This window comes from Pseudomonas sp. UBA6310 (assembly GCF_002438225.1).
In the GTDB taxonomy this organism is placed as follows: Bacteria; Pseudomonadota; Gammaproteobacteria; order Pseudomonadales; family Pseudomonadaceae; genus Pseudomonas_O; species Pseudomonas_O kuykendallii.
Map to the genome: position 1 here is coordinate 43,197 of NZ_DJTK01000055.1, position 14,396 is coordinate 57,592.

General features: G+C 69.2%; 17 protein-coding genes. 8 read left to right on the top strand and 9 right to left on the bottom strand.

Annotation, left to right across the window (positions count from 1 at the left end):
* Positions 1-78: 78 nt before the first annotated feature.
* Together B3E91_RS13420 and B3E91_RS13425 are read right to left on the bottom strand one after the other, a co-directional pair.
* Positions 79-891 (bottom strand): zinc-dependent peptidase, encoded by an 813-nt coding sequence (locus tag B3E91_RS13420; RefSeq protein ID WP_287029886.1) that lies wholly within the window; start codon positions 889-891, stop codon positions 79-81.
* A 6-nt stretch (positions 892-897) separates the two neighbouring features.
* Complete coding sequence (locus tag B3E91_RS13425; RefSeq protein ID WP_273229970.1) at positions 898-1,548, bottom strand: DedA family protein; 651 nt, start codon at positions 1,546-1,548, stop codon at positions 898-900.
* A 143-nt stretch (positions 1,549-1,691) separates the two neighbouring features.
* On the opposite strand from B3E91_RS13425, the gene mpl reads away from it, so the two are divergent.
* The 3 genes from mpl (at position 1,692) to B3E91_RS13440 (ending at position 4,041) form a co-directional block, all read left to right on the top strand.
* Entirely contained in the window at positions 1,692-3,041 is a 1,350-nt protein-coding gene (mpl, locus tag B3E91_RS13430; protein WP_287029887.1) for a UDP-N-acetylmuramate:L-alanyl-gamma-D-glutamyl-meso-diaminopimelate ligase, read from the top strand.
* 74 nt (positions 3,042-3,115) lie between these two features.
* Positions 3,116-3,745 carry a flavin prenyltransferase UbiX gene (gene ubiX / locus B3E91_RS13435; RefSeq protein WP_287029888.1) on the top strand — a complete coding sequence of 210 codons (630 nt, stop codon included), beginning with the start codon at positions 3,116-3,118 and terminating at the stop codon, positions 3,743-3,745.
* Positions 3,745-4,041: a YceK/YidQ family lipoprotein gene (locus tag B3E91_RS13440; protein WP_287029890.1), complete on the top strand. Its 297-nt coding sequence runs from the start codon at positions 3,745-3,747 to the stop codon at positions 4,039-4,041. The genes ubiX and B3E91_RS13440 overlap by 1 nt, the downstream gene beginning before the upstream one ends.
* A 65-nt stretch (positions 4,042-4,106) precedes the next feature.
* On the opposite strand, the gene B3E91_RS13445 is transcribed toward B3E91_RS13440, so the two are convergent.
* From B3E91_RS13445 to B3E91_RS13465, 5 genes are all read right to left on the bottom strand, one after another.
* Positions 4,107-5,039: a 2-hydroxyacid dehydrogenase gene (locus tag B3E91_RS13445; protein ID WP_287029891.1), complete on the bottom strand. Its 933-nt coding sequence runs from the start codon at positions 5,037-5,039 to the stop codon at positions 4,107-4,109.
* A gap of 34 nt (positions 5,040-5,073) precedes the next feature.
* Positions 5,074-5,547, bottom strand: coding sequence for a YbaK/EbsC family protein (locus B3E91_RS13450; protein WP_287029892.1), 474 nt, complete (start codon positions 5,545-5,547; stop codon positions 5,074-5,076).
* Between the two features lie 74 nt (positions 5,548-5,621).
* Positions 5,622-6,263, bottom strand: a complete 642-nt coding sequence (locus B3E91_RS13455) for an oxidoreductase (RefSeq protein ID WP_287029894.1) — start codon at positions 6,261-6,263, stop codon at positions 5,622-5,624.
* 45 nt (positions 6,264-6,308) lie between these two features.
* Positions 6,309-7,859: a C13 family peptidase gene (locus tag B3E91_RS13460; RefSeq protein ID WP_287029896.1), complete on the bottom strand. Its 1,551-nt coding sequence runs from the start codon at positions 7,857-7,859 to the stop codon at positions 6,309-6,311.
* A 91-nt stretch (positions 7,860-7,950) separates the two neighbouring features.
* Positions 7,951-8,406 carry a MaoC family dehydratase gene (locus B3E91_RS13465; protein ID WP_287029897.1) on the bottom strand — a complete coding sequence of 152 codons (456 nt, stop codon included), beginning with the start codon at positions 8,404-8,406 and terminating at the stop codon, positions 7,951-7,953.
* Positions 8,407-8,555: 149 nt separating this feature from the next.
* On the opposite strand from B3E91_RS13465, the gene B3E91_RS13470 reads away from it, so the two are divergent.
* From B3E91_RS13470 to B3E91_RS13480, 3 genes are read left to right on the top strand one after another with little or no spacing between them, the layout of a single operon-like run.
* Positions 8,556-8,918 carry a CidA/LrgA family protein gene (locus B3E91_RS13470; RefSeq protein ID WP_090225931.1) on the top strand — a complete coding sequence of 121 codons (363 nt, stop codon included), beginning with the start codon at positions 8,556-8,558 and terminating at the stop codon, positions 8,916-8,918.
* Positions 8,915-9,631 (top strand): LrgB family protein, encoded by a 717-nt coding sequence (locus B3E91_RS13475; protein ID WP_287029899.1) that lies wholly within the window; start codon positions 8,915-8,917, stop codon positions 9,629-9,631. The genes B3E91_RS13470 and B3E91_RS13475 overlap by 4 nt, the downstream gene beginning before the upstream one ends.
* Before the next feature lie 7 nt (positions 9,632-9,638).
* A complete protein-coding gene (locus B3E91_RS13480; protein WP_287029900.1) occupies positions 9,639-10,223 on the top strand; it encodes an LON peptidase substrate-binding domain-containing protein in 585 nt (194 codons plus the stop codon).
* A gap of 12 nt (positions 10,224-10,235) precedes the next feature.
* On the opposite strand, the gene B3E91_RS13485 is transcribed toward B3E91_RS13480, so the two are convergent.
* Together B3E91_RS13485 and B3E91_RS13490 are read right to left on the bottom strand one after the other, a co-directional pair.
* Positions 10,236-11,552 (bottom strand): bifunctional DedA family/phosphatase PAP2 family protein, encoded by a 1,317-nt coding sequence (locus tag B3E91_RS13485; RefSeq protein WP_273229990.1) that lies wholly within the window; start codon positions 11,550-11,552, stop codon positions 10,236-10,238.
* On the bottom strand, positions 11,549-12,265 hold the full coding sequence (locus B3E91_RS13490; RefSeq protein WP_287029901.1) for a DNA-3-methyladenine glycosylase: 717 nt from the start codon (positions 12,263-12,265) through the stop codon (positions 11,549-11,551). The genes B3E91_RS13485 and B3E91_RS13490 overlap by 4 nt, the downstream gene beginning before the upstream one ends.
* 204 nt (positions 12,266-12,469) lie before the next feature.
* Between B3E91_RS13490 and B3E91_RS13495 the strand changes: the two genes are divergently transcribed.
* Together B3E91_RS13495 and nadD are read left to right on the top strand one after the other, a co-directional pair.
* Positions 12,470-13,735 carry a glutamate-5-semialdehyde dehydrogenase gene (locus tag B3E91_RS13495; RefSeq protein WP_287029902.1) on the top strand — a complete coding sequence of 422 codons (1,266 nt, stop codon included), beginning with the start codon at positions 12,470-12,472 and terminating at the stop codon, positions 13,733-13,735.
* On the top strand, positions 13,735-14,394 hold the full coding sequence (gene nadD, locus B3E91_RS13500; protein WP_287029946.1) for a nicotinate-nucleotide adenylyltransferase: 660 nt from the start codon (positions 13,735-13,737) through the stop codon (positions 14,392-14,394). Before B3E91_RS13495 ends, nadD begins: the two co-directional genes overlap by 1 nt.
* Positions 14,395-14,396: the final 2 nt, after the last annotated feature.

Genomic DNA, 14,396 nt, shown 5'->3' on the forward strand with positions numbered 1-14,396 from the left:
GTGGGCCGGATTATAGGCACATTCAATCGGCGATACCACGCCATTCAGCCTTTGGTCGGGGTTGTCCGAGACCATCGGTCAGGGCCGCTCGCGGTAGTCCGGATGCTCCGCCTGCAGGCGTTTCAGCCGCGCCAGCGGGTCCTGGCGATAGAAGTGCGCGAGCTGTGCGTAGACCGCCGGGAAGGCCTGCTCGAGCAGGTCCGGGGCGCTGAAGAAGTACTCGCTGGAGACGGCGAAGAACTCCGCCGGGTTTTCCGCGGCGTAGGGGTCGATGGCGGTAGCCGCGTCCGGATCGCGATCCAGCTGCGCATTCATCGCGTCGTAGGCGCCCTGCATCGCCTGCGCCCAGTCGACCACGCGAATGTCGCGGTGCAGGGGAGGCAGGCCGTTGGCGTCGCCGCCGAGCATGTCCAGCTTGTGCGCGATTTCGTGGATCACCAGGTTGTAGGCTTCCCAGCCGCCGCTTTCGGCGACCCCCGGCCAGGCCAGGATCACCGGGCCCTGCGCCCAGGCCTCGCCGCTGCGCTCGTCGTCCCACTGGTGCTCGACGCCGGCATCGTCACGGTAGCGCTGCGGGCTGCGGAAGTCGTCGGGGTAGAGCACCAGCTCGTGGAAGTTGCGCTGCCATTCGCCTGCCGGCAGGTGCAGCAGGGGAAGCTGCGCCTGAGCGGCGAGGACCAGGCGATCCTCGCCGGACAACTCCAGGTCGCCGAGCAGGCTGAGGCTCTTGTCATGCAGGAACAACACGCTCAGCTCGCGCAGGCGCTGCAGTTCGGCGTCGTCCAGCCCGTCGAGGATCGGCAGCCGCGCCAGTACCGCGGCCCAGCGCTGGTCGTCGACGGGGTGCGCGGCGAGGATGCGGCGTTGGCGCCAGGCGCGCAGCGACCACACCGGCGGTCAGCCCTGGCTGATGGCGCGCGCGCGGATGCGGTGGCGAATCCAGCCGATCAGCATGGGCAGCAGCGACAGGCCGATCACCAGGAGGATCATCGCGGTCAGGTTCTGCCGCACGAACGGCGTATTGCCGAAGAAGTAGCCCAGGGTGCTCAGGCCGCCGACCCAGAGCAGGGTGCCGAGCAGGCTGAAGGCGAAGAAGCGCGGGTAATACATGCGCCCAAGACCGGCGACGAAGGGCGCGAAGGTGCGCAGGATCGGCAGGAAGCGCGCCATGGTCACCGTCTTGCCGCCGTGCTTGGCGTAGAAGGCCTCGGTGTGCGCGAGGTAGTCGCGGCGGAAGATCTTCGAGTCGGGATTGCTGAATAGCCGTTCGCCCGCCGTTCGCCCGATCAGGTAGTTGCACGAGTCGCCCAGCAGCGCGGCGAGGCTCAGGCAGCCGATCAGCAGGCCGATGTCCATGCCGCCCAGTGCGCTCAGCGCGCCGGCGAGGAACAGCAGGGAGTCGCCGGGCAGGAACGGTGTCACCACCAGGCCGGTCTCGCAGAAGATCACCAGAAAGAGGATGGCGTAGATCCACACTCCGTACTGGGCGAGGAGCATTTCCAGATAGAGGTCGAGGTGCAGGATCAGGTCGATCGGATTGAAGTCCATGGCGGGGGCATTTGTCCGGGCGGAGGCGCCAGTATAACCACGCCGGTCCGCTTGGCGCTGCTGCCGGAGGTCCGTTGCAGGGGCTCTGTGCTAACCTGCGGCGCAGTTTTTCCGGGGGTGGTTTCCCCGCTCAGAGGTCATCCATGCATATCCACATTCTCGGCATCTGCGGCACCTTCATGGGTTCGCTGGCCGTCCTGGCCAAGGAACTCGGCCACCGCGTCACCGGCTCCGACGCCAACGTCTATCCGCCCATGAGCACCCAGCTGGAAGCCCAGGGCATCGAGCTGATGCAGGGCTACGATGCCGCGCACCTGACGCCTGCGCCGGACCTGGTGGTGATCGGCAACGCCCTGTCGCGCGGCAATCCGGCGGTGGAGTACGTGCTGAACAAGGGCCTGCCCTACGTTTCCGGGCCGCAGTGGCTGGCCGACCACGTGCTGCAGGGGCGCTGGGTGCTCGGCGTCGCCGGCACCCACGGCAAGACCAGCACCAGCAGCATGCTCGCCTGGGTGCTCGAACACGCCGGCATGGCGCCGGGCTTCCTGATCGGCGGCGTACCGCAGAACTTCGGCATCTCCGCGCGCCTTGGCGACACGCCGTTCTTCGTGGTCGAGGCCGACGAGTACGACAGCGCCTTCTTCGACAAGCGCAGCAAGTTCGTCCACTACCGCCCGCGCACGGCGATCCTCAACAACCTCGAGTTCGACCACGCCGACATCTTCCCCGACCTGCCGGCCATCGAGCGGCAGTTCCACCATCTGGTGCGGACCATTCCCGGCGACGGGCTGATCATCCACCCGGTCGCCGAAGCCGCGCTGGTACGCGTGCTGCAGATGGGCTGCTGGACGCCGGTGCAGACCACCGGCGACGGCGGCCAGTGGCAGGCACGGTTGCTCAGCGAGGACGGTTCGCGCTTCGAGGTGATCTTCGACGGCGTGCCGCAGGGCACCGTGGACTGGTCGCTGACCGGCCGTCACAACGTCGACAACGCCCTCGCCACCTTGGCCGCGGCGCGGCATGTCGGCGTGGTGCCGGAGCTGGGCATCGCCGGCCTGAGCCTGTTCAAGAGCGTCAAGCGGCGCATGGAGAAGGTCGCCGAGGTCGATGGCGTGACGATCTACGACGACTTCGCCCACCACCCGACGGCCATCGCCACCACGCTGGACGGTCTGCGCAAGCGCGTCGGCAGCGCCCAGGTGATCGCCGTGGTCGAGCCGCGCTCCAACTCGATGAAACTCGGCGCGCACCGCGACGGCCTGGCCGAATCCGTGGTGCAGGCCGACCGGGTGTACTGGTACGCGCCGCCGAACCTGGGCTGGGACCTGGCGGCCACGGTCGCCGGCGCGACGGTGCCGACCGAGGTCTGCGATTCGCTGGAGGCCATCATCGCCGGGGTCAAGGCCCACGCGGCGCCGGGCACCCAGGTGGTGATCATGAGCAACGGCGGCTTCGGCGGCCTGCACGGCAAGCTGGCCGCGGCGCTGAAGTAAGACATGGGCCTTCCGGCCGGGCTGGCGTTCCAGCAGGCCGGACAAGCAAGCGAAACAGCTTTGAGAGTGAATTTATGAGCGGTCCCGAACGCATCACCTTGGCGATGACCGGCGCTTCCGGCGCGCAGTACGGCCTGCGCCTGCTCGACTGCCTGGTGCAGGAGGAGCGCGAGGTGCACTTTCTCATCTCCAAGGCGGCGCAACTGGTGATGGCCACCGAAACCGACGTGACGCTGCCGGCCAAGCCGCAGGCGATGCAGGCGTTCCTCAGCGAATACACGGGCGCTGCGGCGGGGCAGATCCGCGTCTACGGCAAGGAGGACTGGATGGCGCCGCCGGCCTCGGGCTCCGGTGCGCCGACGGCGATGGTGGTGGTGCCCTGTTCCACCGGCACGCTGTCGGCGATCGCCACGGGCGCCTGCAACAACCTGATCGAGCGCGCCGCCGATGTCGCGCTGAAGGAGCGCCGGCAGCTGATCCTGGTGCCGCGCGAGGCGCCGTATTCGAGCATCCACCTGGAGAACATGCTCAAGCTGTCCAACCTCGGCGCGGTGATCCTGCCGGCCTCGCCGGGTTTCTATCACCAGCCGCAGACGCTCGACGACCTGATCGATTTCGTCGTCGCGCGTATCCTCAACCTGCTGGAAATCCCCCAGGACATGCTGCCGCGCTGGGGCGAGCATCACCTGGGCAGCGCCGACTGATGCGCGCCGCGGCGCTGCTGGCCGCCACGCTGGTCGCCGCGTCGCTGCTCGGCGGGTGCGCCAGCGTGCGCACGCTGGATGCGGCCAGGCCCGGCGCGCCGGTGATCTACGCCGGCACGCGGCTGGACTGGTATGAACTGCACGGGGGTTGCTGCCCGAAGGAGCGGTTCGGCGCCGAGGCCCCGCGCCATGCGGCGCTCGACCTGCCGGCCAGCGCGCTGCTCGATACCCTTCTGCTGCCGTTCGCCGTGGCCACCGAGCTGGGCATCGGCCTCGGCGTGCGCGGCGGCAACTGACGCCGCGGGCGTTGCCCGTCGCCACGCGATGCGCGCCGCTCGGGCGGCGATAGAGTGATCAGGCCCTAGAGCGGCGTCAGCAGCGGTTCGCCGGCGAAATGGCGGCGGGCGTTCTCGATGAACTGGGTCAGCGCCTGCGCCACTGCCTGCGGTGAGTTGCCGCCCAGGTGCGGGCAGAGGATGACGCTGTCCAGGGCGACCAGCTCTTGGGGTGGCAGGGGCTCGCTTTCGTAGACGTCCAGCGCCGCGCCGCGAATGACCTTGCGCCGCAGCGCATCGGCCAGCGCGGCGGTATCCACCACGCTGCCGCGCCCGACATTGACCAGGTAGCCGCCAGTACCCAGCGCCTCGAGCATCTCGCGGCCGACCAGGTGATGGGTCGCCGCGCCGCCCGGAATCGCCAGCACCAGGCAATCGGCCCAGCGCGCCAGCGCCAGCGGACTGTCGAAGTAGCAATGCGGGCTGGCGTCTTTCGGCGTGCGGTTGTGGTAGCCGACGGACATCTCGAAGGCCAGCGCGCGCGTGGCGATGCGCTCGCCGATGGCGCCCAGGCCGAGGATGCCGACGCGCTTGCCGCTGACGCCGTCCTGCTCCGGTAGCTGCGTGCGCCAGACCCCGGCGCGGCAGGCGATGTCGAGGTTGCGCAGGTCGCGGATCGCCGCCAGCAGCAGCGCCATGGCGTGATCGGCGACGCTGGCGGCGTTGCTGCCGGCGCCATTGCACAGGGCGATGCCGCGCTGGCGGGCGACGTCGAGATCGATGTTCTCATAACCGACGCCCAGCGCAGAGACCAGCTGCAGCGCCGGCAGGCGGGCGATTTCCTCACCCGCAAGGCCCACCGCGCCGGTGGTCAGCACCACCTGGATAGAGGCGGCGTGCTCGGCGATGGCCGTGCGCCGGCTCTCCGCATCGGGCGCGTAGTGGCAGTCGAAATGTTCGGCGAGTCGCGCCAGGGTGGCGGGCGGCGAAGGGCAGAGGATCAGCAGGCAGGGCTTCATGTGAGCGACCTCCAGGATTGGATGAGGGCGGCCATCAGGCGAGGCTGGTCTCCTGGCAGACATCAACCCACTGGGCGCCGGTGAGTTCGGCGATGCGCCGGGGCGCCAGGCGCACCGCGCTGTGGATGGCGCCCGCGGCCGGCACCACTTCGTCGAAGGCTTGCAGCGACACGTCGCAATACACCGGCAGCGGCGTCGCCAGGCCGAACGGGCAGACGCCGCCGACCGGGTGTCCGGTCAGCGCCACCACGCTCTCGGCGTCGAGCATCTTGGCCTTGCCGCCGAAGGTCTCCTTGATCTTGCGGTTGTCGATGCGCGCATCGCCGCGGGCCACCACCAGCAGGTTGCGTTCGCCAACGCGGAAGGCCAGGGTCTTGGCGATCATTCCCGGTTCGACGCCATGCGCGGCGGCGGCCAGGGCGACGGTGGCGGTACTGTCGTCGAGTTCGATGACGGTGAGGTCGGGCGCCTTTTCGGCGAAGAAGGCGCGGACGGACTCCAGGCTCATGCAACTGCTCCCTTGGCGAAAAGGGCCACCTTGGCGCTCCGCGCCGGCTCCGTCAATCGCCCGGGGAGGGCGGCTCAGCGGCCGAGTCGGCGCAGGTCGTCGGACTCGACGATCCGCGCGCCGGGCTGTTCCTCCAGCGCCAGGCGCCACAGCGCGCGGGCCAGTACCGTGGCTTCGATGCCCTGCCACTTGCCCGGCAGCACCCGGCTGAGCGGCGCCGCCAGGCGTTCGCCGAGGCGAAATTCCTGGCGCGCGCCGAGCAGCATCGAGGGGCGGGCGAGGGTCAGTTGAGGCCAGTCCTGGGCGAGCAGCGCCGCTTCGGTCTCGCCTTTCACGCGGTTGTAGAACACCGACGACTGCGCGTCGGCGCCGATCGCGCTGATCACCAGCAGGTGTCGCGCGCCCAGTGCCCGGGCGCGTTCCGCGAAGGCGAGAACCAGGCCATGGTCGACGGCGCGAAAGGCTTCCTGCGAGCCGGCCTGCCTGATCGTCGTGCCGAGGCAGCAGAAGGCGGTGTCGACCGGCCCTTCGAGGCGCGGCAGCAGCGCGGCGAGTTCGCCGACCGGGTTGTGCAGGCGCGGATGCTCGGCCAGCGGGCGCCGGGTCGGTGCCAGCACGCACTCCACGGTCGGCTCGTCGAGCAGGCGGTCGAGCAGGTGTTCGCCGGTCAGGCCGGTCGCGCCGGCGATGAGGATGCGCTGCGGTGTCAGGTACATGTTCGCCTCCGGTGACAGCGGCGCGGTGCGCCCACTCCTGTTTCTTCAGAGTTTGCCACTGGCTGCTTTGTTCTGGGCCGCGCGATAGCGATTCCAGCGATCGAGCACCGCGTTGGGCGCCCAGATCTGCGGCTCGGAGGCCTCGAAGTCCTCGGCGAGCTCGCGTTCGGCGACTCTCGCCCTGGCGATCTCGAAGGCCTTGGCGAGGTCGTCGGTCTGCTGCAATGCCTCGCCGAACAGCGCGCGGCCGAAGTAGGTGAAATCGGCTTCTTCCGAGCAGCCGAAGGACACCCGGTCGGCGCGGGCGGCGGTGATGATCAGGGTCTTGTCGTCCTTCAGCGGCGGGATGAAGCCGCCGGAATAGCAGGCCGAGACCACCAGCACCTTGTAGCGCTCGTTGAGTGGGCGCATCAGCTCGGCCAGCGAGGTGGCGGAGAGGTCGGCCAGGTTCAGGCGCGGTACGTCGAGGCTCAGGCGGTGGTCGGCCGAGCCGTGGCTGGTCAGGTAGATGAACAGGAGGTCTTCCGGTCCGCTGCGTTTGGCCAGGGTGTCGAGGCTGCGGGCCAGGCTCTCGCGGGTGGCCAGTGGGCGGTCGGCGAGGTGGTCGCGGTGGTTGGCCAGGGTCACCACGCCGCGCGCGCCGAAGCGCTTGCCGAGCAGGTCGGCGACGTAGTCCGCCTCGCGCAGGAACACGCTCTGCTTGCCGTCGCCGGCCAGGGTCAGCGCGTAGAGTTCGCTGGCCGGGGTCGACGCGGGTATCGCCGCGAGGGCGTCGCCGAGCAGCCGGCCCTGTTCCAGCAGGCCGACGTCCAGCGGGTCCGGCAGCGCCTTGCCCTGTTCGTCGCGGATGCGCTGGCCGGCTTGCCAGGAACCCTTGCGGGTGCTGCCGTCGGCCAGCGTGAGCACGCCGGGACCGTCATAGGCGCCCTGCTTGAAGCCGCCCTCGTAGATGCCGCCATCGGCCAGTTGCAGGCGGCCTTCGCCGTCGTACTGCCAGTCCTTGAACTGGCCCAGGTAGCGGCTGCCGTCGGCGCCGCGGAATTCGCCCTGGCCGCTCAACTGGCCGTGGACGAACTGGCCGAGCCAGGTGTCGCCGTCGCTGGAATAGCTGCCCTGGCCGTGGAAGTCGCCCTCCTCGAAGGCGCCGCCGTATTCCTCGCCATGCGCGCCGCGGTAATGCCCGGCGCCGTTGAGTTCGCCGTCGCGGAACACGCCCGACCAGCTTTCACCGTTTTGCTCCAGGGTACCCTGGCCCTGCATCTTGCCCTTGTCGAAGAGGCCTTCGTAACGGCTGCCGTCGGCGTAGGTGAAGGTGCCCTTGCCGTGGTACTGACCGAGATGGAATTCGCCGACGTAGGTTTCCCCGCCGGCGCCGTGCCAACTGCCCTGGCCCTCGAACTGGCCGTCCTTGAAGTTGCCTTCGTAGTAGCTGCCGTTGGCGTAGTCGATGCGCCCCGTCCCCTGCAGCAGACCGTTCACCAGCTCGCCGCGGTAGCGCCCGCCATCCGGCAACTGTGCAGTCGGCGATTTCATCGGCTCGCCCTCGCCGCAGGCGGCGAGCAGCAGGATCAGCAGGGCGGGTAGAACTGGGCGCATGAAGAGGGTCCGGTCTGGCAACAGGCCCTAGTATGCCGCAGCGGGGCGGGCGACGCGCGGCGCACCCGTGGCAGGGTGCGCCGGAGCCCGTTCAGACGAAGCAGAGGCTCAGCGGCTCGGCGATGTAGGCGGGTTTTTCCTGGCCTTCGATCTCCATCACCGCGCGTGCCTTGAGCAGCCACTGGCCGGGGTTCTTCTCATAGGCATCGGTCAGGCTCAGGCCCAGGCGCACCCGCGAGCCGACCTTGACCGGCTGGATGAAGCGCAGGCTGTCGAGGCCGTAGTTCACCGCCATTTTCAACCCTTCGGGGAGGATCATCCGGCCCTCCATCAGCATCGGCATCAGCGAGAGCGAGAGGAAGCCGTGGGCGATGGTGCTGCCGAACGGCGTCTGCCGCGCCTTCTCCGGGTCGACGTGGATGAACTGGTGGTCGCCGGTGCATTCGGCGAACTGGTCGATGCGCGTCTGGTCGACTTCCAGCCAGTCGGAATGACCGAGATCCTTGCCGATGTGGTCCTTGAGTTGTGCGACGGGTACGAATGGCATGTGTCCTCCGGGGGGCTCTTGTTGTTGTCGAGGTCGCAGATCAGCACGCACCCGGTGGACGGTCAAGCTCGCATGGCCCAGGCGAATGGCGCGTCATAGGTCCACGGGGGAATGCCTATAATGAGGGCCTCGAGCCCTTGGAGAATCCGATGCTGCTACGCGGCCTTACTTGGCTGGTGCTGTTCCAGATGCTTGGCACCGCGCTGAACGTGCTGTTCCTGTCCATGCTGCCCGGCCCGATCATCGGCCTGGTGCTGCTGTTCCTCTTCATGCTCGCCCGCGGCGAAGTGGGCGAACCGCTGAGCGTCGCCGCCAGCAGCCTGCTGCGCTACCTGCCGCTGATCCTGGTGGTGCCGGCGGTGGGCGTGATGGTCTACGCGCGGGAAATCGCCGCGGATTTCTGGGCGATCGTCGGCGCGCTGGGCCTCTCGCTGGTGATCTCGCTGTGCTTCGCCGGCTGGCTGATGGAGAAGCTCATCCGCCGCCAGGGCCGTGCCCGGGAGGACGCATGAGCGTCAACTGGCTGGGCGCCTGGCAGGCGCTGATCCACCATCCGCTGTTCGGCGTCGGTATCACCCTGGCGGTGTATCAGCTCGCCCTGGCCGCCTACGAACGCAGCCGCTGGGTGATGCTGCAGCCGGTGCTGGTGTCGATGGTCGGGATCATCGCCATCCTGCTGGCCTGCGGCCTGAGCTACGCCGAGTACCGCAAGAGCACCGAGACCATGACCATCCTGCTCGGGCCGGCGACCGTGGCGCTGGCGGTGCCGCTGTTCCTCAACCTGCGGCGCATTCGCCTGCTGTTCTGGCCGATCGTCATCACCCTGGCGGTGGCCGGCGTGTTCGCCACCGCGTGCGGCGTGGCGCTCGCCTGGTTGTTCGGTGCGGAGCGGCAGATCCTGATGACCCTCGCGCCGAAGTCGGTGACGTCGCCGATCGCCATGCTGGTGGCCGAGCAGATCGGCGGCGTGGCGGCGCTGGCGGCGGTGTTCGTGATGATCACCGGCGTGATCGGCGCGATCGTCGGCCCTTCGCTGCTGCGCCTGGTCGGGGTGCGCAGCGCCGCCGCCCAGGGCATGGCGCTGGGCCTCACCGCGCATGCCGTGGGCACCGCGCGGGCGTTGCAGGAAAGCGACGAAGCCGGCGCCTTCGCCGCGCTGGGCATGAGCCTGATGGGCGTGGCCAGCGCGGTGTTCCTGCCGCTGGCCGTGGCGATAGTGAGCTGAGGTGCTGATGACCCTTCCCCTGTTCCCCCTTTCCACCGTGCTGTTTCCGGGCTGCCAGCTCGACCTGCAGATCTTCGAGGCGCGCTACCTGGACATGCTCAGCCGCTGTCTGAGGCAGGACTCCGAGTTCGGCGTGGTGTGCATCATCGAAGGCGCAGAGGTCGGCCAGGCCGCCGGGCGCTTCGCCGATGTCGGCTGCTCGGCGAGCATCCGCGACTGGCAGCAGCGTCCCAACGGGCTGCTCGGTATCCGTGTCGAAGGCACGCGACGTTTCCGCGTGCTGAGTTCGCAGGTGCAACGCGACCAGTCGATCCTCGCCGACGTGGAGTGGCTGGACGAGCCGCCGGAGCGGCCGCTGCTCGCCGGGCACGCCGACCTCGCGGCGCTGCTCGAGGCGCTGGCCGAGCACCCGCTGGTCGCCGCGCTGGGCATGGGCGGCGTGGCCGCGGGGCAGCAGGCGCTGGCCAATCAACTGGGCTACCTGTTGCCGTTCACCGAGGAGGCCAAGCTGGAGCTGCTGGCGATCGGCGATCCGCCACAACGCCTGGAGCGCATCCAGCAGCTGCTCGAACAGCTGCAGGGCGACGGCTGAGCCGGGCGGCCTTCAGTAGCGGTACATCTGCACGGCGGCCGGCAGCGCCCAGGTGGCAACGCCGCCGAGCAGCGCGATGCAGGCCGGCAGGATCAGCCACCAGGCGCGCGGAGACAGCGCGCCGAGCGGCTCGCGCCACTGCACCGCGGCCAGGCTGGCGGCGCACAGCGCGCTGGCGAGCATCGCGCCGGCCAGCACGTCCGTGGGCCAGTGCACTCCCAGGTACACCCGCGACATCGCGATCGCCAGCGCCGGCAGGCAGGCCATCACCATCCACGCCAGGCGCAGACGCGCCGGTTGCCCGCGACCGGCGAGGGTGCCCAGCACCAGGAAGAAGGCGAACGCCGCCGAACTGTGGCCGCTGGGAAAGCTGTAGGTGTGCAGCGGTTCAAGCAGCACTTCCGGGCGGGTGCGGGCGAACAGGTGCTTCAGCAGGCCGTTGAGCAGCGCCGTGCCGAGCAGCGTGCCGCCGGCGAACAGCAGGGCGCGCCACTGACGGGTGATCGCCAGTAGGGCGCAGAGCAGCGCGCCGACGAACAGCTGGGTCTTGAAGTCGCCGAGCCGGGTGATCAGCACCATCAGATGGTCGAGGTGCGGCGCACGCTCGTCCTGCATCACCGCCAGCAGGCCGTTGTCCAGCGCCTGCAGGTGCGGCATGCCGAGGAACAGGCCGGTCAGGATCGCCGCGCTCAGCGCCGTCGCCAGGTACGGCGTGCGGCGCTGATGGTGCAGGCTTTGCTGCGCGCAGAGGCCGATCAGCACCGCGAAGGCTGCGGCGACCACGCCGGCCTGGGGCCAGAAGCCCTCGGGCAGCGGCAGACGCAACGCGGCGCCGGTGGCCCAACCCGGCATCAGGTAGGCGATCGCCCAGCCGGCCGCCGCCACCAGGCTGACCAGGATGAAGCGCGGCATCGGCATGTCGAGCATCCCGGCGATCATCGGCAGCATCGGCCGCAGCGGGCCGATGAAGCGGCCTACCAGCAGGCTGGCGATGCCGTACTTGTGGAAATAGCTCTCCGCGCCGGTCATCCATTCCGGGTGATGGCGCAGCACCGGCAGGCGCCGGATGTTCTGATGGAAGCGCCGGCCGAGGGCGTAGGACAGCGCATCGCCGAGCAGGCCGCCGGCGTAACCGAGCAATAACGTCTGCCACAGGGTCAGCGCGCCGCCGCCGGCGGCCACCGCCACGGCGAACATCAGCACCGTGCCGGGCACGATGATCCCGGCGATCGCCAGGCACTCGACGCAGGCGATGACGAAGATCGCCAGGCCGAGCCATTCCGGATTCTGCGTCAGCCAGCCGCTGAGGCTTTCGAGCCATTGGCTCATCGATCGAACTCCTGTGTCTGCAGCAGATGGTAGTCGCGACCTTCGAGCTGTCCGCGGCGCAACGGGTTCCGTGTGCAGTGGCGCGCGTGCGCGGCATCGACGAAGCGGTAGGCGAGGTGCTCGTCGCGGCCGGGCGGAATGCCCAGGCGCGTCGTCCGGATGATCTGCACCGGGCGCTCGCCGACGTCGTCGACGAAGAAGCGCTGCACGTCGAAGCGCCGCGCGTTCCATTCGCTCACCTTGAGCCCGAGCGCCCGGCATAGCAGGGTCTGCCCGGCACACAGGCGTTCCGCTGCGCGCGGGCCGCCATTCGCGGCAGGGCTGTTGCGCAGCATGCGTTGCAGGCTGGCGGTGCCGGAGACGGCGTCCAGCCAGGGATGCGCGGACTTGATCAGGACCGCGTTGCCGGCGCCGGCAACGCTCATGTTCAGGCTGTCGCCGCCGCGTGCGTAGTACATGTAGATGTGCCCGGCGTCCATGAACAGCGCGCGCCGCGAGGGCGTCTGGCCAAGCGAGGCATGGCTGCCTTTCTCGTCCAGGTAGTAGGCCTCGGTCTCGATGATCCGCGCCGCCAGCCAGAGCCCGTCGACACGGTGGCGCAGCACCTTGCCCAGCAGGTCGCGGGCCACCTGCTGCGCGTCGCGGTCGAAGAATGCGTCCGCCAGCGGCCGCGCGCCGGGCCAGGGTGGCTCGCAGTGGAAGGGATCGGTCATCGGGGTTCTTCGAAGGTTGGGCTGGCCGCAGCATACCAAACGGCCTTTTCGCCCATGCGGCGGGCAGCGCGGCGAAAAGGTGTCGGGAAATTACCTCCGCGGCCGCCCTGGCCTGCGCGCGTTCGCCATCTGCCGGGCGCCGCTGGGCGTGGGCGCCCGCGACCGCTATAATCAGCCGTTTTCCAAGACTGCCAGGCCGCCGAGATGACCGAGTCCGTGCACGATTACATGATCCGTCTGGGCCGCGCCGCACGCGCCGCCTCGCGGGTGGCCGCGCGCGCCAGCACTGCGCAGAAGAACCGCGCGTTGCAGGCCGCCGCCAATGCGCTCGACGCCTCGCGCGCCGAGCTGGCCCAGGCCAACGAGCTGGACCTGGCCGCCGCACGCGCCAACGGCCTGGAACCGGCCATGGTCGACCGCCTGGCGCTGACTCCGGCGGTCATCGACAGCATGATCGAAGGCCTGCGCCAGGTGGCCACGCTGCCCGATCCGATCGGTGAGATCCGCGACATGCGCTACCTGCCCTCCGGCATCCAGGTCGGCAAGATGCGCGTGCCGCTGGGAGTGATCGGGATCATCTACGAATCGCGACCCAACGTGACCATCGACGCCGCCAGCCTGTGCCTGAAATCCGGCAACGCGACCATCCTGCGCGGCGGTTCCGAGGCGATCCATTCCAACCAGGCGATCGCCCGCTGCATCCAGCAGGGCCTGGCCGAAGCCGACTTGCCGGCGGCGCTGGTGCAGGTGGTGGAGACCACCGACCGCGAGGCGGTCGGCGCGCTGATCAGCATGCCGGAGTTCGTCGACGTCATCGTGCCGCGGGGCGGCAAGGGGTTGATCGAGCGCATCAGCCGTGACGCCAAGGTGCCGGTGATCAAGCACCTGGACGGCGTCTGCCACGTCTACATCGACGTCGCCGCCGATCTGGACAAGGCGATCCGCGTCGCCGACAACGCCAAGACCCAGCGCTATTCGCCGTGCAATGCCATGGAAACCCTGCTGGTGCACGCCGACATCGCCGCTCGCGTGCTGCCGCCGCTCGCCGCGATCTACCGCGACAAGGGCGTCGAACTGCGGGGCGATGCAGCGACGCGCGCGCTGCTCGGCAGCGACGTGCTGGAAGCCAGCGAGGATGACTGGTTCGCCGAGTACAACGCGCCGATCCTGGCGATCCGCATCGTCGATTCGCTGGAAGCGGCCATCGAGCACATCAACCATTACGGCTCGCAGCACACCGATGCGATCGTCACCGAGAACTTCAGCGATGCGCGGCGCTTCCTCACCGAGGTGGATTCCAGCTCGGTGATGGTCAACGCCTCGACGCGCTTCGCCGACGGCTTCGAGTACGGCCTCGGCGCGGAGATCGGGATTTCCACCGACAAGCTGCACGCCCGCGGCCCGGTCGGTCTGGAAGGCCTGACCAGCGAGAAATACGTCGTCTTCGGCGACGGTCACGTGCGCACTTGATCGGCTCTTCGCCGACCCCGCGGCGTATCGGGATTCTCGGCGGAACCTTCGATCCGGTGCACATCGGCCACCTGCGTGGCGCGCTGGAAATGGTCGAGCAGTTCGCCCTCGACGAATTGCGCCTGATTCCGGCGGCGCGCCCGCCGCATCGCGATCAGCCGCAGACCAGCGCTGAGGACCGTCTGGCGATGGCGCGCAGCGCGGTGGCCGGGGTGGCGCCGCTGACGGTGGACGACCGCGAGCTCAAGCGCGACAAGCCGTCCTACACCATCGATACCCTGGAGTCGTTGCGCGCCGAACTGGCCGCACACGACCAGCTGTTCCTGATCCTGGGCTGGGATGCCTTTTGCGGCCTGCCGGGCTGGCATCGCTGGAGCGAGTTGCTTGAGCACTGCCACATCCTGGTGTTGCAGCGTCCGGATGCCGACAGCGAGCCGTCGCAGGAACTGCGCGATCTGCTCGCCGCGCGCAGCATCAGCGATCCGCAGGCGCTGGACGGGCCCGGCGGCAAGATCGCCATCGTCTGGCAGACGCCCTTGCAGGTGTCCGCCACGCAAATCCGTCAATTGCTGGCCAGCGGCCGCTCGGTGCGCTATCTGGTGCCGGACGCGGTGCTGGCCTACATCCAGGCGCACGGGCTTTACCCGGCGTCTCACTGAAC